General features: G+C 65.4%; 26 protein-coding genes and 1 pseudogene. 10 read left to right on the top strand and 17 right to left on the bottom strand.

Annotation, left to right across the window (positions count from 1 at the left end):
- Positions 1-13 precede the first annotated feature (13 nt).
- From ABR323_RS05425 to ABR323_RS05445, 5 genes are read right to left on the bottom strand one after another with little or no spacing between them, the layout of a single operon-like run.
- A complete protein-coding gene (locus ABR323_RS05425; RefSeq protein ID WP_439448529.1) occupies positions 14-382 on the bottom strand; it encodes a YfeK family protein in 369 nt (122 codons plus the stop codon).
- Between the two features lie 33 nt (positions 383-415).
- Positions 416-967 (bottom strand): SMI1/KNR4 family protein, encoded by a 552-nt coding sequence (locus ABR323_RS05430; RefSeq protein ID WP_439448530.1) that lies wholly within the window; start codon positions 965-967, stop codon positions 416-418.
- Positions 968-992: 25 nt separating this feature from the next.
- Positions 993-2,060: a class III poly(R)-hydroxyalkanoic acid synthase subunit PhaC gene (locus ABR323_RS05435; protein ID WP_439448531.1), complete on the bottom strand. Its 1,068-nt coding sequence runs from the start codon at positions 2,058-2,060 to the stop codon at positions 993-995.
- Positions 2,057-3,121, bottom strand: a complete 1,065-nt coding sequence (gene phaE, locus ABR323_RS05440) for a class III poly(R)-hydroxyalkanoic acid synthase subunit PhaE (RefSeq protein ID WP_439448532.1) — start codon at positions 3,119-3,121, stop codon at positions 2,057-2,059. The genes ABR323_RS05435 and phaE overlap by 4 nt, the downstream gene beginning before the upstream one ends.
- A gap of 22 nt (positions 3,122-3,143) precedes the next feature.
- Positions 3,144-3,758 carry a CDP-alcohol phosphatidyltransferase family protein gene (locus ABR323_RS05445; protein WP_012511419.1) on the bottom strand — a complete coding sequence of 205 codons (615 nt, stop codon included), beginning with the start codon at positions 3,756-3,758 and terminating at the stop codon, positions 3,144-3,146.
- A 344-nt stretch (positions 3,759-4,102) separates the two neighbouring features.
- On the opposite strand from ABR323_RS05445, the gene ABR323_RS05450 reads away from it, so the two are divergent.
- Positions 4,103-4,753, top strand: coding sequence for a class I SAM-dependent methyltransferase (locus tag ABR323_RS05450; protein WP_439448533.1), 651 nt, complete (start codon positions 4,103-4,105; stop codon positions 4,751-4,753).
- Between the two features lie 95 nt (positions 4,754-4,848).
- On the opposite strand, the gene ABR323_RS05455 is transcribed toward ABR323_RS05450, so the two are convergent.
- The 3 genes from ABR323_RS05455 to ppsR all read right to left on the bottom strand — a co-directional run bounded on the left by ABR323_RS05455 (position 4,849) and on the right by ppsR (position 6,857).
- Positions 4,849-5,337, bottom strand: coding sequence for an NUDIX hydrolase (locus ABR323_RS05455; RefSeq protein ID WP_135274204.1), 489 nt, complete (start codon positions 5,335-5,337; stop codon positions 4,849-4,851).
- A gap of 42 nt (positions 5,338-5,379) precedes the next feature.
- Positions 5,380-5,889 (bottom strand): DUF1249 domain-containing protein, encoded by a 510-nt coding sequence (locus ABR323_RS05460; protein ID WP_049398213.1) that lies wholly within the window; start codon positions 5,887-5,889, stop codon positions 5,380-5,382.
- Between the two features lie 146 nt (positions 5,890-6,035).
- Positions 6,036-6,857, bottom strand: a complete 822-nt coding sequence (gene ppsR, locus ABR323_RS05465; RefSeq protein ID WP_012511422.1) for a posphoenolpyruvate synthetase regulatory kinase/phosphorylase PpsR — start codon at positions 6,855-6,857, stop codon at positions 6,036-6,038.
- A 144-nt stretch (positions 6,858-7,001) separates the two neighbouring features.
- On the opposite strand from ppsR, the gene ppsA reads away from it, so the two are divergent.
- Together ppsA and ABR323_RS05475 are read left to right on the top strand one after the other, a co-directional pair.
- Positions 7,002-9,380 (top strand): phosphoenolpyruvate synthase, encoded by a 2,379-nt coding sequence (ppsA, locus tag ABR323_RS05470; protein WP_135274206.1) that lies wholly within the window; start codon positions 7,002-7,004, stop codon positions 9,378-9,380.
- Between the two features lie 154 nt (positions 9,381-9,534).
- Positions 9,535-10,428, top strand: coding sequence for a mechanosensitive ion channel family protein (locus tag ABR323_RS05475; protein ID WP_439448534.1), 894 nt, complete (start codon positions 9,535-9,537; stop codon positions 10,426-10,428).
- A 116-nt stretch (positions 10,429-10,544) separates the two neighbouring features.
- Here the strand turns inward: ABR323_RS05475 and ABR323_RS05480 are convergent, their stop codons facing one another.
- On the bottom strand, positions 10,545-11,660 hold the full coding sequence (locus ABR323_RS05480) for an alkene reductase (protein WP_439448535.1): 1,116 nt from the start codon (positions 11,658-11,660) through the stop codon (positions 10,545-10,547).
- 139 nt (positions 11,661-11,799) lie between these two features.
- Complete coding sequence (locus tag ABR323_RS05485; protein ID WP_439448536.1) at positions 11,800-12,675, bottom strand: EcsC family protein; 876 nt, start codon at positions 12,673-12,675, stop codon at positions 11,800-11,802.
- Positions 12,676-12,815: 140 nt separating this feature from the next.
- Between ABR323_RS05485 and ABR323_RS05490 the strand changes: the two genes are divergently transcribed.
- A complete protein-coding gene (locus ABR323_RS05490) occupies positions 12,816-13,331 on the top strand; it encodes a DUF4189 domain-containing protein (RefSeq protein WP_439448537.1) in 516 nt (171 codons plus the stop codon).
- 53 nt (positions 13,332-13,384) lie between these two features.
- Here the strand turns inward: ABR323_RS05490 and orn are convergent, their stop codons facing one another.
- From orn to ABR323_RS05505, 3 genes are all read right to left on the bottom strand, one after another.
- Positions 13,385-13,957: an oligoribonuclease gene (gene orn, locus ABR323_RS05495; protein WP_228354623.1), complete on the bottom strand. Its 573-nt coding sequence runs from the start codon at positions 13,955-13,957 to the stop codon at positions 13,385-13,387.
- A gap of 75 nt (positions 13,958-14,032) precedes the next feature.
- Positions 14,033-14,557: a tRNA adenosine(34) deaminase TadA gene (tadA, locus tag ABR323_RS05500; protein ID WP_439448538.1), complete on the bottom strand. Its 525-nt coding sequence runs from the start codon at positions 14,555-14,557 to the stop codon at positions 14,033-14,035.
- Positions 14,558-14,632: 75 nt separating this feature from the next.
- Complete coding sequence (locus ABR323_RS05505; protein ID WP_439448539.1) at positions 14,633-14,992, bottom strand: winged helix-turn-helix transcriptional regulator; 360 nt, start codon at positions 14,990-14,992, stop codon at positions 14,633-14,635.
- A gap of 78 nt (positions 14,993-15,070) precedes the next feature.
- Between ABR323_RS05505 and ABR323_RS05510 the strand changes: the two genes are divergently transcribed.
- The 3 genes from ABR323_RS05510 to ABR323_RS05520 all read left to right on the top strand — a co-directional run bounded on the left by ABR323_RS05510 (position 15,071) and on the right by ABR323_RS05520 (position 16,609).
- Positions 15,071-15,838, top strand: a complete 768-nt coding sequence (locus ABR323_RS05510; RefSeq protein WP_439448540.1) for an NAD(P)H-dependent oxidoreductase — start codon at positions 15,071-15,073, stop codon at positions 15,836-15,838.
- A 68-nt stretch (positions 15,839-15,906) separates the two neighbouring features.
- A complete protein-coding gene (locus ABR323_RS05515) occupies positions 15,907-16,344 on the top strand; it encodes an acetyltransferase (protein ID WP_049436612.1) in 438 nt (145 codons plus the stop codon).
- 58 nt (positions 16,345-16,402) lie between these two features.
- The gene (locus ABR323_RS05520) at positions 16,403-16,609 is read left to right on the top strand and encodes a hypothetical protein (protein ID WP_005410107.1); all 207 of its coding nucleotides are present in this window, start codon (positions 16,403-16,405) and stop codon (positions 16,607-16,609) included.
- Positions 16,610-16,631: 22 nt separating this feature from the next.
- Here ABR323_RS05520 and ABR323_RS05525 read toward each other — a convergent pair.
- A pseudogene (locus ABR323_RS05525) lies at positions 16,632-17,138 on the bottom strand (GNAT family N-acetyltransferase).
- A gap of 274 nt (positions 17,139-17,412) precedes the next feature.
- Here ABR323_RS05525 and ABR323_RS05530 point away from each other — a divergent pair.
- The 3 genes from ABR323_RS05530 to ABR323_RS05540 are packed head-to-tail and all read left to right on the top strand — an operon-like array spanning position 17,413 to position 20,088.
- Positions 17,413-18,069 carry a hypothetical protein gene (locus ABR323_RS05530; RefSeq protein WP_439448590.1) on the top strand — a complete coding sequence of 219 codons (657 nt, stop codon included), beginning with the start codon at positions 17,413-17,415 and terminating at the stop codon, positions 18,067-18,069.
- 43 nt (positions 18,070-18,112) lie between these two features.
- Complete coding sequence (locus ABR323_RS05535; protein WP_439448541.1) at positions 18,113-18,766, top strand: hypothetical protein; 654 nt, start codon at positions 18,113-18,115, stop codon at positions 18,764-18,766.
- On the top strand, positions 18,763-20,088 hold the full coding sequence (locus tag ABR323_RS05540; protein ID WP_439448542.1) for an XVIPCD domain-containing protein: 1,326 nt from the start codon (positions 18,763-18,765) through the stop codon (positions 20,086-20,088). The genes ABR323_RS05535 and ABR323_RS05540 overlap by 4 nt, the downstream gene beginning before the upstream one ends.
- Before the next feature lie 54 nt (positions 20,089-20,142).
- Here ABR323_RS05540 and ABR323_RS05545 read toward each other — a convergent pair whose 3' ends face one another.
- The 3 genes from ABR323_RS05545 to ABR323_RS05555 form a co-directional block, all read right to left on the bottom strand.
- Complete coding sequence (locus ABR323_RS05545) at positions 20,143-21,411, bottom strand: hypothetical protein (RefSeq protein ID WP_439448543.1); 1,269 nt, start codon at positions 21,409-21,411, stop codon at positions 20,143-20,145.
- A gap of 96 nt (positions 21,412-21,507) precedes the next feature.
- The gene (locus ABR323_RS05550; protein ID WP_439448544.1) at positions 21,508-22,515 is read right to left on the bottom strand and encodes an XVIPCD domain-containing protein; all 1,008 of its coding nucleotides are present in this window, start codon (positions 22,513-22,515) and stop codon (positions 21,508-21,510) included.
- Positions 22,516-22,572: 57 nt separating this feature from the next.
- Positions 22,573-23,109 (bottom strand): hypothetical protein, encoded by a 537-nt coding sequence (locus tag ABR323_RS05555; protein ID WP_135274338.1) that lies wholly within the window; start codon positions 23,107-23,109, stop codon positions 22,573-22,575.
- Positions 23,110-23,953: the final 844 nt, after the last annotated feature.

Raw genomic sequence — 23,953 nt, forward strand, 5'->3', positions numbered from 1 at the left:
ACCGCCCCTATGTCTACGGCGTGCGGTGGCGCAGGGCCTGCAGGCGCGCGCCGAACCAGGCGGCTGCGGTCTGTTCAGGCTGCCCCGGGCACTGGATGCGGTAGGGTTTGCCGCTCATGCTGCTCTGGCTGGCCGCGCGCTCGATGAACTGCTCGGCGCTGTCCACCATGTCCTTCTTCAGCAGGTAGTCGTACTTGCGCTGCAGGTGCGCGCGCGCATCGCTGCCATCGTGCCAGCTGCCATTGCGCTGGAACCGGCATTGGGAGCCATCCAGGCTGGAGATCAGCTGGGCAATCTCCCGCCGCGCGTCGGCGCTGGGTGCGGCGTTGGCAAGTGGCGCCGCCAGTAGCGCGGCCAAGATCAGAGGAATTCGTCGGGACATCAGGGGCCTCATAGCGGTCGAGCAAGCTCGATTTTATCGCTGCATGACTTGAATATTCTCGCAAAACGAGAGGAAGTCCGGGGCGACAAGAATCGCGTCGTCCGCACGGATATGCTCCCCCGCAATTGTGAATTTCACACTACCTGTCCGCGTGTCAAGCCAATAGTCGTTGTCGCCGCAGTCACCCCCAAAGGGGATGTGACTTTCAAAGAACGCCAGAGCATCGCGATGGCGGTCTGCCCTCCATCCCATCACATCAACGATTGACAAAAGTCGAGGATTGGGAGGCATGCCCGGCACCTTGATGCAATGGAATGCCTCCAACTCAAGCCGATTTCGATCTTCTGCGGCAACTTCGTAGAACGTGTCCCGATAGAACACCGCGCCGCCGTCGAAGTAGCCACCATTGTGCTTCGAATAGAATTCGATAAAGGCATCTCTGCCGGGAAATCTGCCCGGCACCATCACTGCAATCAGATCGACCGGCACCGGTGGCGACGAATCGTTGAACGAGACGTTGTTCCGGGCGAAAACTGCTGGCTGAGCCATGTACCTGTCCATCAAACGGTGTTTGAGCTTATCCACCTTTCGCAGTCGAGCAAGCTCGACCCTACAGGTCGCGCGCCTTCAACCAGCCATCGATCGTGGCCGGCACTTCGCGCTGCGCGCGGCCAGACACGTAAATACCGATATGCCCGCCGCGGAAACTGGACTCGGTGTAGTCCTCCGTGCCCAAGCGCCCGCGCATCGCGCGCGAGGCATCCGGCGGCACCAGATGGTCCTGCTCGGCATAGATGTTCAGCACCGGCAGGGTTACCTGCGACAGATCCACCGCTTCCTCGCCGATCCGCACCGTGCCGTTCACCAGCCCGTTGCCCTGGTAGAACTGCTTGATGAAGTCGCGGAACGCCTCACCCGCCAGATCTGGCGAATCGAAGATCCACTTCTCCATGCGCAGGAAATCCTCCAGCGCCGCCTTGTCATCAAGGATGTCGAGCAGGCCCACGTACTTCTGCACGTTCAGGCGGAACGGCTTGAGCATCAGGTAACTGGCATTCATCAGGTCAGCCGGGATGTTGCCCAGCGTGTCGACCAGCAGGTCCACGTCCACCTGCCGCGCCCAGTGCGAGAGCATGTTGTCGGCGGTCTGGAAATCGACCGGGGTGACCATGGTGATCAGCTTGCCCAGCTTCTGCCGGCGCAACGCGGCGTAGCACAGCGCGAACACGCCGCCCTGGCAGATGCCGAGCAGGTCGACCGGGCTGCCGCTGCGCGCGCGCAGCGCATCCACCGCACCATCGATGTAGCGCAGCAGATAGTCCTCCAGGGTCTGGAAGCGCTCCGAGCGATCCGGGTAGCCCCAGTCCAGCACGTAGACGTCCTGGCCCAGCGCCAGCAGCTTCTGCACGAGCGAACGGTCGGCCTGCAGGTCGACCATGTACGGCCGGTTGACCAGCGCGTAGACGATCAGCAGCGGCGTGCGGCGGGTCGGTGCCTGTTCGCCGACGAAGCGGTACAGCACCACCTTGCCATCGCGCCAGACCTCCTCGCGGGCGGTCACGCCGTAATCAACATCTTCGACCTGCGGCAGCAGCTTCAGCCCTTCCATCAGCTTGCGCTGCATGGCCAGGGTTTCCTGCATCAGGTCATCGGCGTTGAAGCCCAGTGGTCCTTTCATCGGTCACGCGCCCGTGGCGTGGTGCGGCCAGCAGCCTTCTTTGCGGGCACCTTTTTCGCAGCCGCCTTCTTCGCCGGTGCGACCTTCTTCGTGGCCTTGCGCGCGACCGGCTTCACCTTCGCCGGTGCCGGCTGCGCCACCGGATCGACCGCAGCGGTTCCGGCCAGCACCGCGACCTGTGCCTGCAGGCGGCGCAGGCTGCGCTCCAGCTCGGCGATGCGGCGGTGTGCGGCATCCATCTCACTGCGGGTCGGCAGGCCGATACGTTCACTCATCTGTTCCACCTCGCGCTGCAGTCCAGCGCGCAGGCGCATCTGTGCGTTGCCCAGCGAGGCATATACCTGCTGGAATGGCTCGGACATGGCGACCTTGGCGTAGGCCTCCTCGGCCACTTCGATCCACAGGTCGAACATCGCCCGGGCGCTGGTCAGCTGGCTGCCAGGCTGCTCATGCTCTGCCAGGCGCTGCTCGAACAGCGCGAAGGCCTCGTCCAGCGCCTGCTTGATCTGATCGACGTATGCACGCGAGTGCTGCTGGTACTCCTCCTGTGCGCGCAGTAGCGCCTGCCAGCGCGCCTGGTGCTCGCGGCCGGGGCCGAACGCCGGGCTCTGCAGCCACGGGCCGGCCTGCAGCTGGAACTGCTGCAGCCATGCGGCGAATTCGGGCACGGCGGCGCCGGCGTGGGTGCTGCCGCGGGCGCCCTGCAGCATCCACTGCAGCATGCCATCGCCCTGCCCCTGCACCGCCTCACGCCAGGCCTGGGCCACATCGGCGCTGCTGGCATCGCGGCCGGCAAAACGCGCGGCCACTTCCTGCATGGTGCCGTACCAGCTGCCCGCCTGTTCGCGGAAGCGGCGCACGGCATCTTCCGGCGCGCCCTGCGCTTGTTCGGGCAGCAGCTGGCCCCACCAGTCGAACAACCGCTGCCAGCTGCCAGGATCGTCTCCGGCCGGTGCGCCGGGCGTGCCCGCATGGCGCAGGGCATCGCCCCAGGCGCCGAAGTACTGCCGGGCCAGGGTCTCGAAATCGCTGCTGCCGGGGTCGTGGGCCGAGCTGGTCATCGCAGGCCTCCGCAGGGCTGGCTCATGGCTTGGGGATACGCAGGGTCTTGCTGATCATCAGCGACCCGGACAGGGCGAACAGCAGCACCATCGGGTGCAGCTGCCACGGCCCGATCTGCCACTGGCCAAACCAGATGTCCTGGCCGATGGCGCCGGTGCCGGCGGCGATGGCCAGCACGATCACCAGCAACAGGCTGGTCGGGATCGGGGTGCCCTCGAAATACTTGACCTTGCCCTCGTCGCCGGCCAGTGCCTCGGCGGTGACGTTGTAGCGGGCCAGACGGCTCACGCCGCAGCAGACGAAATAACTCAGCACCAGCCAATCCCAGCCGCCCTGCATTCCACAGGCATAGGCCAGCGCTGCCGGGGCCACCCCGAAGGAAATCACGTCGGATAGCGAGTCCAGCTCGCGGCCCAGGGTGGAACTGGACTTGCGCCAGCGCGCAATGTGCCCGTCGAGGGCATCGAAAATGAAGGCCAGCGGGATCAGCGCCATGCCGAACAGCAGATAGCCGCGCTCGCCGTCCTGCAGGAAGCGCATCGCGGCAAAGACCGCACCGGTGCCGCAGAAAGCATTGGCCAGGGTGAACCAGTCGGCCAGCTGGAATTCGCGCAGCATCGAGAAGTGACGTTTCATGGAGTCTCACGGAGCATCAAGGCCCACAGGTTACCGCGAGCACCGCCGCTGGCGACAGCGCTGGCGGGGTCGATCCTTCACCGCTCCCTCACCCGTCCTCACTGGCGGTGAATTTTTCGCCACCCATCTTGACAGCCTAGGGGGGTGGCGCCTGTCGTGGCTTATCCACAAAGTTGCCCACGTGTAATCCACACCCCCTGTGGACAACCAGATCTCACCGACTGCGACGCTGGACATTTCCTCATCACCCTGCAGCGGGGTTTTCCTACTTCCCAAGCGGCAGGGTCGGCGCTATGGTCACCGGCGGACTCGCCGCCGCCACGTCCGAAACTTTGCAACGGACGATGATGATGCTGGATGCTCCCACCCTGGCCGCACAGCTGCGGCACCCCCATGGCGAGGCCGCGCTGGCAGTGGCCGACGCAATGAACCGCAGCAACGGTGCGCTCAACCAGGCAGCGATCGGGCTGCTGGCCGTTGGCGCCGGCGAACGGGTCCTGGAGGTCGGACCTGGCAACGCAGCCTTCGCACCGCTGATGCTGGAGGCCGCCGACAGCCACTATCTGGGTATCGAACTGTCCACGGCCATGGTCGAGGCCGGCAACCAGCGGCTGAGCAGCGCCGGGTTGGCCGATCGTGCCGCAATGCGTCATGGTGACGCCCACGCCCTGCCGGTCGCCGATGTCGCGATGGATGCCGCACTGGCGGTCAATACGCTGTATTTCTGGCCGAACCTGGCCCCGGTGCTCGACGAGCTGGCGAGGGTACTGCGCCGGGGCGGCCGCCTCTGCCTGGCCTTCGGCGATGCCACCTTCATGCGCAGCCTGCCATTCACCGCCGACTTCCAGCTTCATGAGCTGGACGCGGTGGAGCTGGCCTTGCGTGTATCGGGCTTCCGCGTCTCGGCCTGGCGCAGCCATCGGGAAACCGCGACGGGTAATGACGGCCAGAGCCGAGAAAAGCACTTCCACCTGCTGCTGGCACAGCGTCGCTGATCTACCCCGCCGGGCATGGCCCGACGCTACGCGGAGGGTGCGACGTCGGTAGCGCCGGGCCGTGCCCGGCGAGCGCAGCGGTGCTCGGACCCGCCTCACAGGCGGCTGTAGGACCAGCTCACCATGCGACCGTCCTTGTACGGCATCACGCCGTGGAACGGGCGCGGGTCGGCGTCGAACACCAGCGGCAGGAAGTTGCGGTCGCCCTCCCACATCGGCAGCGTGTCCAGCTTGTCCAGGTCCACCCACTCCAGCGTGCCTTCGTGGTTGCCGCCGTGAGGGGTGCCCTCGAATCCATCGATGATGAAGACGAAGCCGAGCCAGTCCTCGCCATGCTTGCCGAAGCCCGGCCAGCTGATGGTGCCGCGCAGGCGCATGCCGGTGCAGTCGATGCCAGCTTCCTCGGCGATTTCGCGGCGCATGCCGGCCGCGACGTCTTCGGTGGGTTCGATCTTGCCGCCCAGACCGTTGTACTTGCCCAGGTGGTGGTCACCGGGCCGGGTGTTGCGATGGATCATCAGCACCTGGCGACGATCCGGCGACAGCACGTAGCCCAGGGTGGCGACGATCGGGGTATACGGCATGGGGCAGCATCCAGCGGCAGGTCAGCCGTGGATTATGGCCGATCAGCGCACCAGCGACAGGCGGCGTTCGGCGGGTGTGCCTGCGCCATCGGGATCGCGGCGCAGGGTGGCCACGCCATGGCCGCGCTCGGCCAGGTATTCCAGCCACTTGCCGAGGAAGGTGTTCATCCTCATGCGGTGGCTGATCAGCTCCGCCGGCGGCGGGTACAGCCCCATGGTGTCCTGCCAGCGACGGCCGACATAGCAGTGGGTGGTCTCGGCCTGCCGCGCATCGCGGTACAGGCGCACGTAGGCCGACGGATCCGGCTCGCCGGTCACCGGGTCGGCCAGGTCGTAGGTCAGGCGCAGCTCCACCGTGTAGCGGTGGCACTCGATCACATCCAGGCGGACATCCAGGCCATCACCGATCGAGGAAATGTAGCTGCCCGCCACCAGTCCGGCCGGTTCGAACAGGCGCACCAGATGGCGGTAGTTTTCCGCGTACAGGCCCATGAGCCAGCTCAGCCGGCTCAGGCGGGGAATGCGTTCGGTGCGGGGCAAGGCTCGGGCCATGGGTCGATCCTACACGTTGGTGCTTGAACGTGGGGGCGGGATCACCCCGACCAAAGGGGCTCGGTATCGACCAACGGTCGATACCCACCGCGCAGGAGGGTCGCCCCCCCGGAGGTAGGCCACGACCGTTGGTCGTGGCACGCGCCTCAATACAGCTCGCGCTGCAGCCCCAGCGTAGCCAGCACCTTGCTGGAAATCTCCTCGATCGAGGTGTGGGTGGTGCTCAGGGTCGGGATCCGCTCCATCTGGAACATCACCTCGGCCGCGGCCACCTCGCGCTTGCAGGTGTCCAGGTTGGCGTAGCGCGAGTTGGGCCGGCGCTCCTGGCGGATCTGCTGCAGGCGGTCCGGGTCGATGGTCAGGCCGAACAGCTTGCGCCGGTAGTTGCGCAGGCGCGGCGGCAGGCGGTCGCTTTCCAGGTCTTCGTCGGTCAGCGGGTAGTTGGCCGCGCGCACCCCGTAATGCAGGGCCAGGTAGATGCAGGTGGGCGTCTTGCCGGCGCGCGACACCGCCACCAGGATCACGTCGGCGTCGTCGTAATTCACCGCGATACCGTCGTCATGGGTCAGCGCGAAGTTCATCGCGTTGATGCGGCGGTGGTAGGTGTCGAAGTCGACCATGCCATGGGCCTGGCCCACACGGTTCACACGCGAACTGGACAGCTCACGCTCCAGCGGCTCGATGAACGGGGCGAACACATCCAGCATCAGCGCCCCGCTCTCGGCCAGGATCAGGCTCAGGCTCTGGTCCACGCAGGAGTTCACCACGATCGGCCGGACCTGGTAGCGCTCCCCCGCCGCCTGGATCCTGGAACAGGCTTCCCGGGCTTTTTCGGGGTCGTCGACAAACGACATCCGGTCGGTAATGAAGCTGAACCCGGAGAACTGGGTCAGCAGGCTATGCCCAATGGTTTCAGCGGTGATACCGGTTCCATCGGAAACGTAGAACACCGGACGGATGGTCGACATGCGCGCTTTTACCCCCTACGAAGCCTAAAAGGGCCGCCAACACAAGCTTGTGCCGACAGCGGTCTGCCCGGCATCATATCGGCTTCTTCCTACGGACGCGGCCACTCAGCCCGCCTCGGGCGATGGCCAAACGGAGCATCGCGCTTGAACGAGAACATCCTGTGGTTGCACGAACTGCGTCTGGCCGACCTGGCCCGCGTAGGCGGCAAGAATTCCTCGCTGGGCGAGATGATCGGCAATCTGGCCGGTCTGGGCGTCTCCGTTCCTGGAGGTTATGCGACCACGTCTGAAGCCTTCAAGGACTTCATCGCGCACAACGACCTGTCCAAGCGCATCTTCGACAAGCTGGCCACGCTGGACGTCGAAGACGTCAACGCGTTGACCGCTGCCGGCAAGGAGATCCGCAGCTGGGTGATCGACGCGCCGCTGCAGCCGCAGCTGGACCAGGACATCCGCACTGCCTACGCCAAGCTGAGCGCCGAAAACGGCGGCGGCGACGTGGCCGTGGCCGTGCGTTCCTCGGCCACCGCCGAGGATCTGCCGGATGCCTCCTTCGCCGGCCAGCAGGAAACCTTCCTCAACGTCACCGGTGCCGACGACGTCGTGCACAAGGTCAAGGAAGTGTTCGCCTCGCTGTACAACGACCGTGCCATCGCCTACCGCGTGCACCACGGCTTCAAGCATGAGGACGTGTTCCTGTCCGCCGGCGTGCAGCTGATGGTGCGCTCGGGCGTCGGTTCGTCCGGTGTGCTGTTCACCCTGGACACCGAATCCGGCTTCCGCGACGTGGTGTTCGTCACTTCCTCGTTCGGCCTGGGCGAAATGGTCGTGCAGGGCGCAGTCAACCCGGACGAGTACTACGTGTACAAGCCCACCCTGCAGGCTGGCAAGCCGGCAATCCTGCGCCGCTCGCTCGGCAGCAAGGCGATCCGCATGGTGTATTCGGATGTTCCGGGTGAGCGCGTCAGGATCGAGGACACCCCGGCCGAACTGCGCACCACCTTCTCGATCAGCGACGAAGACGTGCAGGAACTGTCCAAGCAGGCCCTGGTCATCGAAAAGCACTACGGCCGCCCGATGGACATCGAGTGGGCCAAGGACGGTGTCAGCGGCAAGCTGTTCATCGTGCAGGCGCGCCCGGAAACGGTGAAGTCGCGCAGCCACGCCACCCAGATCGAGCGCTTCGCGCTGACCGAAAAGGGCGGCAACGTGCTGGCCGAAGGCCGCGCTGTCGGTGCCAAGATCGGCGCCGGTGTGGCCCGCGTGGTGAAGACGCTGGAAGACATGAACCGCGTGCAGCCGGGCGACGTGCTGATCGCCGACATGACCGATCCCGATTGGGAGCCGGTGATGAAGCGTGCGTCGGCCATCGTCACCAACCGTGGCGGCCGCACCTGCCACGCCGCGATCATCGCGCGCGAGCTGGGCGTGCCGGCCGTGGTCGGTTCGGGCAACGCCACCAAGGTCATCGAAGATGGCCAGCTGGTCACCGTCAGCTGCGCTGAAGGCGATACCGGCTTCATCTACGAAGGCAAGCTCGGCTTCGAGCGCACCACCACCGATCTGGGCAACATGCCGCCGGCACCGTTGAAGATCATGATGAACGTGGCCAACCCGGAACGTGCCTTCGACTTCGGCCAGCTGCCGAACGCTGGCATCGGCCTGGCCCGCCTGGAAATGATCATCGCCAGCCACATCGGCATCCATCCGAACGCGCTGCTGGAATACGACCGCCAGGACGCGGCGACCAAGAAGAAGATCGACGAGAAGATTGCCGGTTATTCCGATCCTGTCGGCTTCTACGTGGATCGCCTGGCCGAAGGCATCGCCACCCTTACCGCCTCGGTCGCACCGAACCCGGTGATCGTGCGCCTGTCTGACTTCAAGTCCAACGAGTACGCCAACCTGATCGGCGGCAGCAACTACGAGCCGCACGAAGAGAACCCGATGATCGGCTTCCGCGGCGCCAGCCGTTACGTCGACCCGAGCTTCTCAGCCGCCTTCGCACTGGAATGCAAGGCCGTGCTGCGCGTGCGCAACGAAATGGGCCTGGACAACCTGTGGGTGATGATTCCGTTCGTGCGCACCCTGGAAGAAGGCCGCAAGGTCATCGAGGTGCTGGAACAGAACGGCCTGAAGCAGGGCGAGAACGGCCTGAAGATCATCATGATGTGCGAAGTGCCGTCCAACGCACTGCTCGCCGATGAGTTCCTGGAAATCTTCGACGGCTTCTCGATCGGTTCCAACGACTTGACCCAGCTGAGCCTGGGCCTGGACCGCGACTCGTCGATCGTCGCGCATCTGTTCGACGAACGTAACCCGGCAGTGAAGAAGCTGCTGTCGATGGCGATCAAGGCAGCACGCGCCAAGGGCAAGTACGTCGGCATCTGTGGCCAGGGCCCGTCCGATCACCCGGATCTGGCCGAATGGCTGATGCAGGAAGGCATCGAGTCGGTGTCGCTGAACCCGGACACCGTGGTCGATACCTGGCTGCGCCTGGCCAAGCTGAAGGCCAACGGCTGATGCCGTAAAGGCCGCAGGCTGACGTCGTGTTCATCGGCGTCAGCCGATACTGCTGCTGCACGCAAGCCCCGCCTCTGCGGGGCTTGCTGTTTCTGGCGTCTGTACACGCCACGCGCACCTCGCGCCTGTCCCGCAGCAGCAAAGGAATTCCCGCATGATCGCCGCCGCACCGCCCTCGCCCGCCGCAACGCCCTGGTTCCACTCGCTCGACTGGGAACGCCTGCTGGAAACCTACGGCGTACCGTTGCTGGCCGCCATCGTGGTGCTGCTGGTCGGCATGTGGGTGGCACGACGCCTGTCCAACGCAATGCCGCGCGCCACTGCGCGCATGGGTGTGGACCCGATGCTGGGTACCTTCCTGCGCAACGTGGTCTATGCCACTTCGTTGGTGATCGTGGCGCTATTGGCCATCGACACGCTGGGCGTGAAGATCACCCCGCTGCTGGCCGTGCTCGGCACCGCTGGCCTGGCCGTTGGCCTGGCACTGAAGGATTCGCTGTCCAATATCGCCTCGGGCGTGATGCTGGTGACGCTGCGCCCGTTCCGCGTGGGCGATGTGGTGACCGTGGCCGGGCAGACCGGCACCGTGCGCGAAGTGCGCATCTTCCAGACCGTGCTTACCGGTGCCGACAACCAGCACACCACCATCCCGAACACGCTGATCACCGCCGCACCGATCATCAATCTGACTGCCGAGCCGACGCGACGCGTCGAACTGGTGATCGGCATCGGCTACGAGGACAACATCCAGCTGGCACGCGATACCGCGCTGGCGCTGATGAAAGCCGATCCGCGCGTGCTGCAGACGCCGGCACCGGACGTGGTGGTGTACGAGCTGGGTGCGCATGCAATCAACCTGGGCATCCGCTGCTACGTGAAGTCGGCCGACTGGTTCGGCACCAAGGTCACGCTGCTGGAACAGCTGAAGCTGGGCTATGACAAGGCCGGCATCAACATCCCGTACCCGCAGCAGGACATGCACCTGTACCTGCACGGCAAGGATGGTGGGGTGATAGAGGCTGACGCGCTGGTGCGCGACAAGCCCTGATCCATGCCGGTAGTGCCGACCAACGGTCGGCACCCACCCAAATGCCGGCCAGCGGCCGGCACTACCCTGCCCCGCGCACCCCGGCAGTGCCGGCTGCTGGCCGGCAGCCTCCAGAATCAGGCAGCGACGCTTTCTTCCAGCGTCGGGTAATCGGTGAAGCCGACCGCACCACCGCCAAAGAACGTCGCACGGTCTGGCGGATTCAGTTCCGCCCCCATGCGCAGGCGCTCCGGAAGATCAGGATTGGCGATGAACGGGCGGCCGAAGCCGATCAGGTCGGCCCAGCCTTCCGCCAGTGCCTGCTCGGCGCGCTCGGAGGTGTACTTGCCGGCATAGATCAGCGTGCCCGGGTAAACCATGCGCAGCGCCTGCTTGAAGGCCACCGGCATCGGCGGGGCATCGTCCCAGTCGGCTTCGGCAATGTGCAGGTAGCCCACACCCAGTCCACCCAGCAGGTGTGCGGCAGCCAGATAGGTCGCCTGCGGTGTATCGTCCACCGCACCCTGCAGCGTAGTCAGCGGCGCCAGGCGCACGCCCACGCGCTCGCCACCGGCAACCTCGACCACCGCCTGCACCACCTCGCGCAGGAAGCGCAGGCGATTCGGCAGCGCGCCGCCGTAGCCATCGGTGCGCTGGTTGGCCTGGGAATCAATGAACTGGTTGATCAGGTAGCCGTTGGCGCCGTGCAGTTCCACACCATCAAATCCCGCGGCCAGCGCATTGCGGGTGGCCTGCGCGTAGTCGGCGATGATGCCGGGGATCTCGTCCTCGGCCAGCGCGCGCGGCATCGAGTGCTGGATCATCTCGCCCACGCCCGCCTTTGGACCGGCGCCCGTGGGATCGACGAACACCTTTACGCCTTCGGCCAGCAGCGCCGACGACGACACCGGCGCGACGCCGCCCGGCTGCAACGCCACGTGCGAGACCCTGCCCACGTGCCACAGCTGGGCGTAGATGCGGCCACCGGCAGCGTGCACGGCATCGGTCACCTGGCGCCAGCCCCGCACCTGCTCGTCACTGTGGATGCCCGGGGTCCAGGCGTAGCCCTGGCCCTGCGGGCTGATCTGGGTGCCTTCGCTGACGATCAGGCCGGCGCTGGCGCGCTGCGCGTAGTAGGCAGCCATTTCCGCGGTGGCGACGTTGCCGTCGGCGGCACGCGAGCGGGTCATCGGCGGCATCACGATGCGGTTGGGCAGCGTCAGGGTGCCCAGGCGGTGGGGAGTGAACAACATGGCGGACATCTCTTGCGGGGGGAGTGCCGGCAAGAATGGGGATGGCGGCCGCCAGGCAACAGGCATGCACTGGCAAAACAATTGTTCCCCCAAGGCAAGGATCACCCGGTTCGAGGGCTCATCCACGCATGGCGTGGCTTTACTCCAGCCTTGGCTCGATCTTTACCGCGCCATGCGCCACGCGGTCATAACAGGTGCGCACCACATCTTCGCCGTACTTCAACTCCAAGCGGCGCACGATGAAGTGGCCGCGCGCCATGTCCTGGTAGTAGTCGGTGAACATGGTATTCAGAGTTGCACCGGCGGCAGCACCGACGATCGGCACCGCCTGTGCGGCAAATTTCTCGGTGACCACCACGCCGAAGCGCGCCGCCACCTTCTCCACCATCTTCGCCAGCAGCTTGCCCGCCTCCTTCGGTGCCACGCCCAGGGTCAGGTCGCGGCCGGTCACCACGCGCCCGGCCAGCTCGGCCGACAGGTGGCGCATCACATCGGTGGTGAAGCCGCGGGCCAGGTAATAGCCGGTCTCGCTGGCGTCATCGCGCGGCGAATTACCCCCCAATGCGAACACCTCCAGGCAAGCCTGGCGGGTACTGAACTCAGACAGGTCGAAACCCTCGCTGCGGGCCACGTCGGCCACTGCACGCATCATGATGGTGGTCGACACCGGCAGCTCGATGAACAGCGCTGCGAAGCCGAAGGCACCGCCAACCGCCCCCGAGGTGGCCGCCGCCAGTTTGTGCCAGCGGGTGGACGCCCCCTTGCCGGGGGTGTTGTCCATGCTCCACAGCGCGGCCTGCGCCGATTTGGTCAGTGCTGCCTGCACCGCACCGTGGATGCGGTTGGAGACCGAGCTGGGCAGCGCCTTCACCGCGAACTCCAGCGGCGTGCCGACCAGATTGGCCATGCGCGCGGTCAGGGTCGGCGCTTCCAGCAGGGCCACCGCCCGCTGCAGGTCGGACCAGTCGCCGGCGTCGTGGGCAATATCGCGAGGGAGCAGGATGGGCTCGTTCATGGCGCCGATCTTAGCGCTATGGAGTTGAACGGAGGGTGGGCGGGGCCGCTATATTCGCTAGGATGGGATGCAGGCATCGACCGGTGCCCCGGAGCCCACTCAATGGACGAGGAAACACCATGCACCCACGCTTGATGGTCATGTTGCTGTTGTTCCTGGCAGGCGCCAGCCTGTCGCATTCGGCATGGGCCTGCCCCCCTGGCTACTACTCGATCGGCGGGCAGGGTGTTCGCGGCTGTGCCCCCATTCCCGCTGGTGACAACAATGGCAATTCCGGGAATTTTATCTCAAGTGTAAAGATCGTCCCTCAATGGGGCGCGATCGCCCGTTCCGTCTCTGGCGACGCCATTGGATGGGCCATCCATGAGCACAAGCAGGAGAGTGCCAATCGAAAGGCACTCAAAGCCTGCAAGCAGAAGAGCGACCAGAACTGTGAAATCGTTGCGTCCTACAGCGGGCAGTGCGGGGTAGCACTGCTTCACTACAACTCAGGTCAATTCGGCGTCTTCACGCGGGATCTCGATGCGCCTGGAACACCTCAACAAGCCATTCAAGAGGCCTGCCCTCAAGGGTGCAGGACATCATTTTTCCACTGCACACGCCCTTACAACAGGAACGGCCGTTTCCCGGAGCCATCGATCGGGGCAGCCCCCTGATCGAGAGCTTCGCTCCCTCAGCATTCGCCGGGCATCGCCCGGCGCTACCGCCCTCAGGCAGTGGGAAGGCCGGAAAGCGCTCCCATGAACTGGCGGTAGTGGCGCAACTCGGCGATCGAGTCGTGCACGTCGCTCAGCGCGGTGTGGTTGCTGTTCTTGCCGACGCCAGCGGCCACGGTCGGCGCCCAGCGCTTGGCCAGTTCCTTCACCGTTGAGACGTCCAGGTTGCGGTAGTGGAAGTATTTCTCCAGACGCGGCATCTGGCGGTGCAGGAAGCGACGGTCCTGGCAGATGGAGTTGCCGCACATCGGCGACAGGCCGGCCGGGATCCACTGCGCCAGGAAGTTCACGGTCTGCGCCTCGGCCTGGGCCAGCGTGGTGGTGCTGTCCACCACGCGCTGCCACAGGCCCGAACGGCGGTGCTGGTTACGGTTCCACTCGTCCATCGCTTCCAGCGTTTCCAGCGGGTGATGGATGGCGAATTCCGGGCCCTCGGCCAGCACATTGAGCTGGGCATCGGTCACCACCGTGGCGATCTCGATGATCGAATCGTTATCGGTATCCAACCCGGTCATTTCCAGGTCGATCCAGATCAGTCGCTCGTTGGCCGCGCCGGTGTCCGCCATTGTGTCGCCTCGTTGCTGGGCAGGCGCGCGGCCTACCGGTAATGGAAAGAGGCGCCCATCATACCCTTTCGCCCCTCAGCCCTCGCTGGCGTGGTCTTCCAGCAACAGCGGCGGCTTGCCACGCTTGGCGCGGAAATAATTGGTCAGGCGCGTACTGGCTTCCTTGGCCAGCACCCCGCCGTGAATCTCCACGCGGTGGTTGTGGCGGGCGTCGCCAATGAGGTCGAACACGCTGCCGCAGGCACCGGTCTTGGGGTCGCTGGCGCCGTAGACCAGGCGCGAGACACGTGCATGCACGATTGCCATCGCGCACATCGCACACGGCTCCAGGGTCACATACAGCGTGCTGCCAAGCAGGCGATGATTGGCCAGCAACTTTCCGCCGGCCCGCATGGCCACGATCTCGGCGTGTGCACTGGGGTCGTGCGAGGCGATGTTGAGGTTCCAGCCCTCGCCCAGCAGCTGCCCATCGGCACCCACCAGCACGGCTCCCACCGGAATTTCGTCGAACTCGCGCTGCGCGCGCTCGGCCAGCGCCAGCGCGTGGCGCATCCAGTGTTCATCGGTGTCGTGCACCGGCACACCCAGGGCATCGGTCATGGCGGTTCTCGCGTGTGTACAGGGCCAGGATGGCCGCCGGGGCCGCATTGTACGCCCGCGGCCGTGCAGGCGCCGCTAGCGCGCGTCGAAGCGCTCGCGGGCCGCATCCAGCGCCGGGAAATTGTGCTCGGCCCATCGGTCCAGAGCGGACAGCGTCTCGACCAGGCCGCGCGCGACCTCGGTCAACCGGTACTCGACATGCAGCGGCTTGCTAGCCAGGCCACACCGCTCGACCAGGCCATTGCGCTCCAGCTGCCGAAGGGTCTGGGTCAGCACCTTCTGCGAGATGCCTTCGATTTTTCGCAGCAGCGTACCGTTGCGTTGCGGGCCTTGCGCCAATGCCGGCAACAGCAGCATCACCCACTTGCCGGAGATCAGCGCCAGCGCATCGCGCGCCGAGCAATCGGCGGCATAGACATCTCCGGGAAAGGCCATGGTTACCTCAAGGTGCGTAATTGCCGGGGCATGCCGGCGCCGCGAGGATGGTCGCACACTCCTCGAGCACCTCACCCCATGCGCGCCCTGATCCTGCTTGCCCACCCCGAACCCCGCTCCTTCAACGCCCACCTGGCCGTGCAGGCCACCGAGCAGCTGCGGCACGACCAGGTACAGGTGGATGTGGTCGACCTATATGCGGAAGGCTTCGATCCGCTGGAAGCGGCCTGCCACCATCGGCAACGTCTGCAGCCCGACCGCTTCGATGCCCAGCGTGAACAACGCTACAGCGCCGAACACGACCAGCTGCCCGCCGATGTGCAGCGTCACCTGCAACTGCTGCGGGCTGCGGACCTGGTGATCCTGCAGTTCCCGCTGTGGTGGTTCGCGGCGCCGGCCATCCTCAAGGGCTGGCTGGACCGCGTGATGGTGTATGGGCCGATGTACAACAGCCGGCAACGTCACGAACATGGCGTGATGCAGGGCAAGCGTGCGTTGCTGAGCGTGACAACCGGTTCGTCGGCGCGGGCGTGCGCGGTCGATGGCCGCGAAGGCGATACCCGGCTGTTGCTGTGGCCGTTGATGTACAGCCTGCGCTACGTCGGCTTCGAGGTGATGGAGCCGCATGTAGTGCACGGCGTGCGTTCAGGGCTTGCAGCGGAACGCGTACAGGCCCACGACGAAGCGCTGGCTGCAGCAACCCTTTCCTACCGCGAGCGACTGACGCACTGGCGGCAGTGGCCGACCGTGCCCTTCAACAATAGCGGGGACTTCGAGGATGGCGTGGCGCTGCGCGCGGAAGCGACTGCCTACAGTCCCTTCATCCGCCATCGAAGCGCCGGATGAACCCGCACCTGCAGGCGCGGCCGGAAAGCTTCATACTGCGCATTCCTGTCAAGCACCTTGGTGAACACATGACCACCCTCCGTCCCTCTCGCGCCGACGACGGCGCCGCCCTTGTCGACCTCTGGCGCCGCGCCGTCGACGCCACCCACGACTTCCTCAGCACTGAAGATCGCCAGGCGATCGATGCCGAAGTCGCCGGTTTCCTGCCGCAGGCGCCGATGACCGTTGCTGTCGATGCGCAGGATCGGCCGCTGGGTTTCATGCTGATCGACGGCACGCACATGGAAGCGCTGTTCATCGATCCGGACGTACGTGGCACCGGCATCGGCCGGCAGCTGCTGCAGCATGCACTGGCCCAGCATCCGCAGCTGAGTACTGACGTCAACGAACAGAACGCACAGGCCGTCGGCTTCTACCTGCGCATGGGCTTCGTCGAAAGCGGCCGCTCACCGCTCGATTCGCAAGGCCGTCCGTATCCGCTGATCCACCTTCGGCACAACGGCTGACATCCGTCGGCAGCAGCCACGTGCTAGCGTGGCTGCTTTCGACCAAGGAATGCCGTGCATGGATGGTGCAAAAGCCCTGCTGACCCTGTTCGCGCTGGGCATCAGCCTGGTCTGGATCCTGGTGCCGTTCGCCATCTTCGCGGTGCGCAACCTGCTGCGTGAGGTACTGGTCGAGCAGCGCCGTACCAATGAACTTCTCGAGCATATCGGCGGCTACCGCATTCCGAAGCCGCAACCCGAACCAACCGTCTGGCGCGCGCCCTGAGCAGAAACGTGGCAGGCCCGGATCAGGCCGTCGCCTCAAAGGCCGGTGAGTACTGCACCTCGCCCCCTGCCAACGGAGGCTGCAGGCAAAGTGCCTGGAAGTACTCCGGCGGCACACCCGGCAGCACCAGGCCCGGCTCGGCACGGAAGCCGAAGCGACCGTAATAGGCCGGCTCGCCCAGCAATACACAGCCATGTGCACCCTACTGACGCAGAGCTTCAAGTGCAGCGTGCATAAGGGCCGCACCGATGCCCTGCCCCTGCCACGCGGGCAATACCGAAATCGGGCCCAGGCCAAACCAGCCCGTGCTGCCATCGCTGATCGTCACCGGCGACACCGCCACATGGCCGATCACCTTCCCGTCCATCTCGGCCACCAGCGAAACGCTCAGCTCCCCGCGGGCGCGCAGGGCGTCGACGATGAACTGCTCGGTATGGCTGCTGTGCGCAGCGTTCCGGAATGCGGCCTCGGTGAGCGCGTGAATGGTGGGGTGGTCGGCAGTGGATTCAGAGCGGATCGTGTAGTTCATGGCGTAATGTTCGCTTGCGTGAGAGTTGCGTGAATTAGCGACCGTTGTCACAAATTGGCGGCGAAATGTCGAACGCGAAGCGCAATCACGCCGCGAACCTCGAATCGCCTGTGCCGCAATCGATTCGGCAACGCTGCCGAACGCTGAATGCGTCAAAATTCCGTCGCCGATGCCTTGCCGTAGCTGGCGCCAGGTTTCCAGAACACTCCATAATCGATAAACCTGTCACCAGGGAAGGATATATGGACACGGACGCACGATGCAGGATGCCGCCATGGATGTAGCCATGCCGACACGCAAGGGACGCCATCTGGTACCGATGGGCCTCTTGCTGGCCCTGACGGCCTGCTCGCCTTACGCGGATGCAGAGCGTGACGTCGCCGCGGGTGGACGCGGCCTGGCCAAGCTCAACCCATCACCGCAGCAAGGCTACGAGCTGGTACTGACACTGAAGGATACCCCCGGTCCCTTCGCGGTGGTCGAGGGCGTTGCCCAGTACGACGTCAGCAACCACAAGGACTGCGGCCGGGTCCTGTGGGCGACCGGTACCGCCAGCCGTATCACCAGCCAGGAGTTGGTGGAACTGCACCAGGTCGACGAGAACGAGTACCGCGGTACGTTCTACCTCGACCGCATGCAGGACGAGGATTACTACGGGCGTGGCGTCTGCCATTGGACGCTGACGGGTGTCGGTGCGATGTTGCGCGCTACGACCGGCGAGGCGGATACGCGATTCCTGACGTTCGTCGACAAGGAGCGCATGGAGAACGACTCACCTCTTACGCTTTATTACCCAAACCTTATCTATCCGCGCGCCGCCACTGTCGCCAACTTTGGCGCCAGTGGCGAGGAAGATCCGTCGGGGTACAGCGAAGATCTGCGCGACGCGCTGTTCTCAACCACCACCACTGTGCAGAAGCTCACGCCATGAACTGCCAGTGTCACATTTACCCCTACCCCCAAGGAGGCCGACATTGCGCCACAAGATGATTCCGTGCCTTGCTCTGCTTCTGTTGACCGCCTGCAACCCGGAGACCGCCATGAACCAGGAACGTGCCGCTGCTGAAGTCGATGTCGCCCAGGGTGGGCGTGGCCTCGCCAAGCTCAACCCCAGCCCGCGCAAGGCCTATGAACTGGTGCTGCGCCTGAAGGATGCCCCCGGTGATTTCGCGGTCGTCGAAGGAGTCGCGCAGTACGACGTGACCAACGAAGACCAGTGCGGGCACATCGAACCGGCCACCGGTACCGCCGCACGCATCACCAGCCAGGAGCCGGTGGAGCTGCGCAAGGTCGCCGACGGCGAGTACCGCGGCACGCTGTATGTGGATCGCATGCTGGATGAAGACTACTACGGCCGTGGCGTGTGCACCTGGGAGTTCACCGGTGCCGGGGCAATGCTGAAGGCAACGGGTGCCGAAGAAGAAACCCGCTTCCTGACCTTCGTCAAGGCCGAACCGCTGACCGAGGGCAATACCCACACTCTTTACTATCCAGACGCGGCCTATCCGCGGGCACCGCTTGCTGCCAACTACCCCGCCACCGGAAAGGCGAACCCTGCTGACTACGTGGCTGAACTGCAGGGCAAGTTGTTCACGATGAGCCTCAGCGCCAGCGAGGTCACCCAATGACCATCAGCTCTCAGGACTATGCTGCGCTATCCGATGATGCCTACAAGGATCGCGCTGTTGGTCGTCGGCGGCCGGGAGAGGAAGAGCTCGTCACGCTCAACGGGCACGAATACAAGATTCTCGATCACGTCAATAACCGACTCAATGGTTACCAGGGTACGGTCTACCAACGAACCGATACCAACGAGATCGTGGTCGCTCATCGCGGCACCGAGCAGATCGCTCGTGATGCGATCCTCACCGACGGAGGCATGGTCGTTGCCCGCACCAATGTGCAGGCCCCCGATGCCATCGCTCTGACCAAGAGCGCGCTGGACTACGCGAAGCAGGAAGCTGCATTTGGAGGCCGCGCGCCCCAGGTCACCGTCACAGGCCACTCCCTCGGCGGCGCCCTCGCCCAGATCACCTCGCACCACTTCAACGTCAAGGGCGAGACCTTCAACGCCTATGGCGCGGTCAGCCTCAGCTACCGCATCCCGGAAGGCGGCAGCACCATGATCAACCACGTCATGGCCTCCGATCCGGTCAGCGCCGCCTCGCCGCACTTCGGCCAGGTGCGCGTCTACGCCAAGCCCGACGAGATCAAGACGCTCGCGGCAAACGGCTTCAGCAATCACGCCCTGCGTGATCTGATTCCAGACCGCCCGATCATCGCGGCCACCAGCTCGTTCGGTGCGCACAAGCTGGGCAACTTCCTCAACGAAGGCTCGGTGCTGAAGCACCCGGAAACGCAGAAACTGGCGAAGGACAACGCCAAGATGATCGAGGAGTACCGCGATGACGTCGAATCACTGCGTCGCGGTGTCACCCGCGCGGCACGCGGCATCCCGGGCGGCGCCGTCGATCTGTACGACCACATCCGCGGCCCGCTGCAGCCCGGTGAACCGGCACGTCGCGAAGCGGAGAAGAACGGCCACCACACCAGCATGCTGCGTATGGACGATGCCAATCACCTGGGCAACCCGCTGTTCAACGACGCGATCCGCGGCGTGCACGCGCAAGACGTGCGGGTCGGTCGCGTGCCGGATGTGATGAGCACGCAGCTAGCGGGCAGTCTGGCGGCCGAAATGCATGCGGCAGGCGGCAAGCGCATCGACGAGGTGATGATGAATGCCGATGCCTCGCGCAGCTTCGCCGTGCAGGGCCAGGGCGGTGACCCCGCCCACCTTCGCGTGTCGGTGGATACGGCGGTGGCGATGAACACACCGCTGGAACAGAGCAGCCAGCGCATCGACCAGCAGGCCGCAGGTCAGCGCCTTGCGCTGGAGCGCGACCAACAGCTGGAACAGCAGCAGAATCAGACCCGCAGCATGCAGGCCTGATGGGCAGCGCGGGAGCCGGTCATTCCAGCTCCCGCTTTACTTCAGCATCGCGCCTCAGGGGCTGGTGGTCGCGACCGGTGCAGACGCACTGGCGGTCACGAACAGATCCGGCCCGGAATCCGGGAAGCCCCCACAGGTCCGATCCCCCGGCGCCACCGGATCACACGGCCACTGGCTGCGCGGGACCTTGTCGCGCAACTCGAAGCGATCGCCAGTCCAGACCACGAAGGCGATGTGCTCGCGGTTCCAGTCGCTGTAGGCACGCGGACCGCCCTTCTGCGCCGTCTCCGGATACTGCACGAACCAACGCATGGCAGGCCCGAACTGCAGCTTGCTGTGATCCAGTGTGACCCTGCCCTCACGGGCCAGCTGGCGTGCACGATCCGCATCGGTCACCTGCGGCATGGCCGGCATCGCCTCGGCGGTGACATCCCTCGGCGCCGCATCGCCTCGTACCTGGTACACACGCTGGCTGACATAGGCCTCGCGGCAGTCACCGGCAGGCATGCGCACCGGCTCCGCGCCGGACTTATCGCGGTTGGAGACCCGGTCGCTGCAGGTGAACGGCGCCGACACCAGGTAGAACGTGCTGTCGGCGTCGCGCCCTTCCAACGAACGCACCCAGATGTCGCCCATCCGCACGATGAAGTCCGGACGTTGGCCGTAGCCCGGCACGGCCTTGAACCAGGCTTTGTGCTGTACCTCACGCTCGCGCCAACTGCGTGGCAGGTAGATGTCCTGCTCGGGCAGTGCGACCAGCATCGCGGCCAGATGCGTCGGCATCGTGCCTTGGCAGGCGCCGATCAGCAGGTCGCCCTGGGTCGCCAGTCGCCCGGCCAGATCCACCGGGCAGCGGGCACCAAGCGCACGCTCGGTTGCCTGCTCGGGCGGCAACGGCACCACGACCAATGCGGGCGGTGCCGGTGCTACCGCCGGGACGGCTGGCTCGACGACGGCAGGCGGTGCAGCGACAGGCGCCGCCGCTGCGGACGCAACAGACACAGGCGTCGGGTCAGCAGCCGACGCCGGCTGCGCGTCCACCACAGGTGTTGCAGGGGGTGTCACGGCAGCCGGTACTTCGGGAGCCGGCGCCGCGACAACGGCTTCGGTGACCATGGGCGCTGCAACAGGTGCCGTCCCTGCAGGCGTGTCAACGGTCGCCTCGGCAGCCGGGGGCGTCTCCACGACGGGGGCCGCTGCCTCCTGAGCCTGTGCCGACGCCGCGGCAAGTCCAAGTGACAGCAGCCAGAGCGGCGGCAGGCGGCGCACGGATGCATTGCAGCGGGCAGCGGCGTGCTTGGCATTCAGGGGAACGATTCGCATGTAGTGTCCTTACGAGTGGGTTTCCATGTCGGCGCCACAGGGCGCCACGCGTCGTACGTAAAGCGCCCGCGGGCACCCTGCCCGCTGGCACCGGTGTTACAGAGATCGGGAACGCTGCTCCTGCTCACGGGTGAGTGCGGCCGCCGGGTCCTGCTGCGCGACATTGGCAGCCATCTGCTGGCTGCTCTGCTCCAGCGGCTGCTGCGCCGCCTGCTCGCAATCGACCGATGCGCGCAGCATGGCCGGATCGCCCAGCGCACCCTGTACGGCAAACAGCGTACGACCATCATTGCCGGCCAGGAGATGATCGATGCGCGACATCCCCGCCTTCTGCGCGCTCAACGCCAGTGCGCCGGCGGCATTGTCCAGTTCCTGCCCACTGCGCAGTCCGCTCTGCGCCCCCATCTGCTGAAGGTGCTGGCGCGCCCCCTGGAACAGGGCGTGTCCCGGCTCGCCCGGCTGCGACATGTCGCGCACAGTGGCCGGCTGGGCCGGAGCCCCTACGTCGCCCCGCTCCAGCCGCGCCATCACATCAGGCGTCAGCTTCTGCTGCCACACATCGAATCGCTGCTGGCGGGCCTCGATGCCGTTGAGCGCGCCATTGATCGCACGGGTCGCTTCGCGCACATCCTCGCGCGCCGCCTCCGGTACCCGCGTCTGCCACTGCCACACCGCAATACGGCCTGCGTGCTCGGGCTGCGCGGCCAGCTCCGGGTGATTCACCAGGTCCAGATCCAGCGCCTTGCCGGCACGCTCGTAATTCTCCTTGCCAACCAACGGCAGATAGCCGCGGCCGTGATACTTCAGTGCGTCGCCAGGCGCGTCGTTGCCCATGCGCCCGCCGTACATCAGCTCGGCCAGGTTCTCCGGCCGCCCACGCAGCGCCTCCTGACGGGCGCTCTCAAGTGCACCATTGCCATTGCGCCACGCCGCTTCCACCGGGATCTGCGAGATGCCCCGGGTGAAGTTGAAACTCTCATTGAGCCGGCTCAAGCCACGGGACTCGTGCCCGGCCTGCGCCATGAAGTTGGCCAGTTCCCGGGACGAGGTCATGCCGGCCTCCGTGGCCTGCCGCAACAACTGCGACTCTCTATCCTGCGACACGGTGAAACTCCTGCTCGATCATCGTGGGGTACTCCTGCCTCCTCACAGGCGCGGTACTCAAGGCAGGCTCACGTCGGCAACCGCGGACGGATCGAAGTCCTCGAATCGCACCCTGCCCAGCTCGGCCGCCGAGAACTCACGCGTATGGATCGCCTCTGTCTCAATATCGACCACCCTCCGCTGCACGCCCTGCACCCAACAGGCGCGCTCCGCAGGCGCATAACGGAACGTGTAGATGCTGCTCCAGCGCTCCCTGCTGCCGCCATTGGTGATCACGCTGAACGCGCCATCCTCGATCGTCACGTAGGCGAAGGGATCGCCGGCAATGCCACCACGGGTGGAGCACGGCACCAGCTTGTCGTTGCGTGCTGCAAGTTGCCATCGGCCCGCGGCGTCGCCCAGCAGCAGCAACAGCACCCGGTTGGGGCCGTGCTCGCCGGGCACCAGGCCATCAGGCGCCGGTTGATCGATCACCAGCAACTGATCGTCGACCCCATTACCTGTGAGATCGCCGCGTACGGCTTCCAGCAGGTTCGCGCCGGACGGAACGAACGCCAGGGCATTGTCCATGTGCGTGCCACTCCCCTTTTCCATCCCCTGCAACTCCTTCAATCCCGTCCTGCCGGTATCCGAGCGGAGGTCGGAACCGGTGCGATGCACCATGCGCGCCCAGCGTCCGCCATGCCGGATCATAGCCCTGAGCCCACGGCGACCGCGACGGCGGCAAACGTCATCCGCAGCGCGGGTGATCAGAGTCCTCATGGACGGAAAAGCTCCTGCGTTCGACAGCACCGATTCGTCGGGATTTTGACGCGCACGCAGCTTACTTCGAGGAGGCGGGGCTCGTCGAAGGGGGCTTGGAATGAAAAGCGCACTTGATCACAGAAAAAGCGCGGTTAGCGTGAATGGTGGCTTATCCGACAGACAGATCCGCGGTGGATGGCACTGCGGTCATGCATCGCCACCCCACACACGGCCTACGCCCGGCTGGATCGATGTTGCACGGAAAGCCCCCGCTGCCTATGCGGATGGGCGCGGGGCCCTGCCCACTCTTTGCTGCCTCGCGTCATGGCCAGCAATCACGATCAGCGCAAAGCCGAATGGCATCCCTGGGCGAAGGCGGCAGGATCCGCGTCGTCAGGACCAGAACATTGCAGTGCCAGTCATCCCGCATCGACCCCAAATTTACGCACGATGGCCTTATTAAGTTGAAGAGGAAGCGCTGGCTCTATTGGTCCTTCATAGAGTCGATAGCGACGCTTGATTGATAGCGAGAACGTTCCCGAACACAGCCTCCGTACGGACACGTCGCGGCGTCGCCAGCCTGTTCTGGATCTGCACCAGAAGTCGAAGGCCGCCCCCTGAGAAACCCCTTCAGACCCGCTGCAGGAACTACTCTGTCACAAGTCAAAACCCGGCAGGAGCGCGGTGACTTCGC

Source organism: Stenotrophomonas sp. ATs4 (assembly GCF_051861585.1).
Taxonomy (GTDB): domain Bacteria; phylum Pseudomonadota; class Gammaproteobacteria; order Xanthomonadales; family Xanthomonadaceae; genus Stenotrophomonas; species Stenotrophomonas maltophilia_AS.

What these genes read in the sequence shown, in the direction of transcription:
- ABR323_RS05505 (WP_439448539.1), bottom strand. Translation starts at nt 14,992, where the DNA reads ATGGCCTTTCCCGGAGATGTCTATGCCGCCGATTGCTCGGCGCGCGAT.
- ABR323_RS05475 (WP_439448534.1), top strand. Translation starts at nt 9,535, where the DNA reads ATGATCGCCGCCGCACCGCCCTCGCCCGCCGCAACGCCCTGGTTCCAC.
- ABR323_RS05425 (WP_439448529.1), bottom strand. Translation starts at nt 382, where the DNA reads ATGTCCCGACGAATTCCTCTGATCTTGGCCGCGCTACTGGCGGCGCCA.
- ABR323_RS05485 (WP_439448536.1), bottom strand. Translation starts at nt 12,675, where the DNA reads ATGAACGAGCCCATCCTGCTCCCTCGCGATATTGCCCACGACGCCGGC.
- ABR323_RS05455 (WP_135274204.1), bottom strand. Translation starts at nt 5,337, where the DNA reads ATGCCGTATACCCCGATCGTCGCCACCCTGGGCTACGTGCTGTCGCCG.
- ABR323_RS05480 (WP_439448535.1), bottom strand. Translation starts at nt 11,660, where the DNA reads ATGTTGTTCACTCCCCACCGCCTGGGCACCCTGACGCTGCCCAACCGC.
- ABR323_RS05460 (WP_049398213.1), bottom strand. Translation starts at nt 5,889, where the DNA reads ATGGCCCGAGCCTTGCCCCGCACCGAACGCATTCCCCGCCTGAGCCGG.
- ABR323_RS05555 (WP_135274338.1), bottom strand. Translation starts at nt 23,109, where the DNA reads ATGGAAAAGGGGAGTGGCACGCACATGGACAATGCCCTGGCGTTCGTT.
- ABR323_RS05510 (WP_439448540.1), top strand. Translation starts at nt 15,071, where the DNA reads ATGCGCGCCCTGATCCTGCTTGCCCACCCCGAACCCCGCTCCTTCAAC.
- orn (WP_228354623.1), bottom strand. Translation starts at nt 13,957, where the DNA reads ATGGCGGACACCGGCGCGGCCAACGAGCGACTGATCTGGATCGACCTG.
- ABR323_RS05490 (WP_439448537.1), top strand. Translation starts at nt 12,816, where the DNA reads ATGTTGCTGTTGTTCCTGGCAGGCGCCAGCCTGTCGCATTCGGCATGG.
- ABR323_RS05445 (WP_012511419.1), bottom strand. Translation starts at nt 3,758, where the DNA reads ATGAAACGTCACTTCTCGATGCTGCGCGAATTCCAGCTGGCCGACTGG.
- ABR323_RS05515 (WP_049436612.1), top strand. Translation starts at nt 15,907, where the DNA reads ATGACCACCCTCCGTCCCTCTCGCGCCGACGACGGCGCCGCCCTTGTC.
- ppsR (WP_012511422.1), bottom strand. Translation starts at nt 6,857, where the DNA reads ATGTCGACCATCCGTCCGGTGTTCTACGTTTCCGATGGAACCGGTATC.
- ABR323_RS05545 (WP_439448543.1), bottom strand. Translation starts at nt 21,411, where the DNA reads ATGCGAATCGTTCCCCTGAATGCCAAGCACGCCGCTGCCCGCTGCAAT.
- tadA (WP_439448538.1), bottom strand. Translation starts at nt 14,557, where the DNA reads ATGACCGATGCCCTGGGTGTGCCGGTGCACGACACCGATGAACACTGG.
- ABR323_RS05530 (WP_439448590.1), top strand. Translation starts at nt 17,413, where the DNA reads ATGGATGTAGCCATGCCGACACGCAAGGGACGCCATCTGGTACCGATG.
- ABR323_RS05520 (WP_005410107.1), top strand. Translation starts at nt 16,403, where the DNA reads ATGGATGGTGCAAAAGCCCTGCTGACCCTGTTCGCGCTGGGCATCAGC.
- ABR323_RS05435 (WP_439448531.1), bottom strand. Translation starts at nt 2,060, where the DNA reads ATGAAAGGACCACTGGGCTTCAACGCCGATGACCTGATGCAGGAAACC.
- phaE (WP_439448532.1), bottom strand. Translation starts at nt 3,121, where the DNA reads ATGACCAGCTCGGCCCACGACCCCGGCAGCAGCGATTTCGAGACCCTG.
- ABR323_RS05540 (WP_439448542.1), top strand. Translation starts at nt 18,763, where the DNA reads ATGACCATCAGCTCTCAGGACTATGCTGCGCTATCCGATGATGCCTAC.
- ABR323_RS05450 (WP_439448533.1), top strand. Translation starts at nt 4,103, where the DNA reads ATGATGATGCTGGATGCTCCCACCCTGGCCGCACAGCTGCGGCACCCC.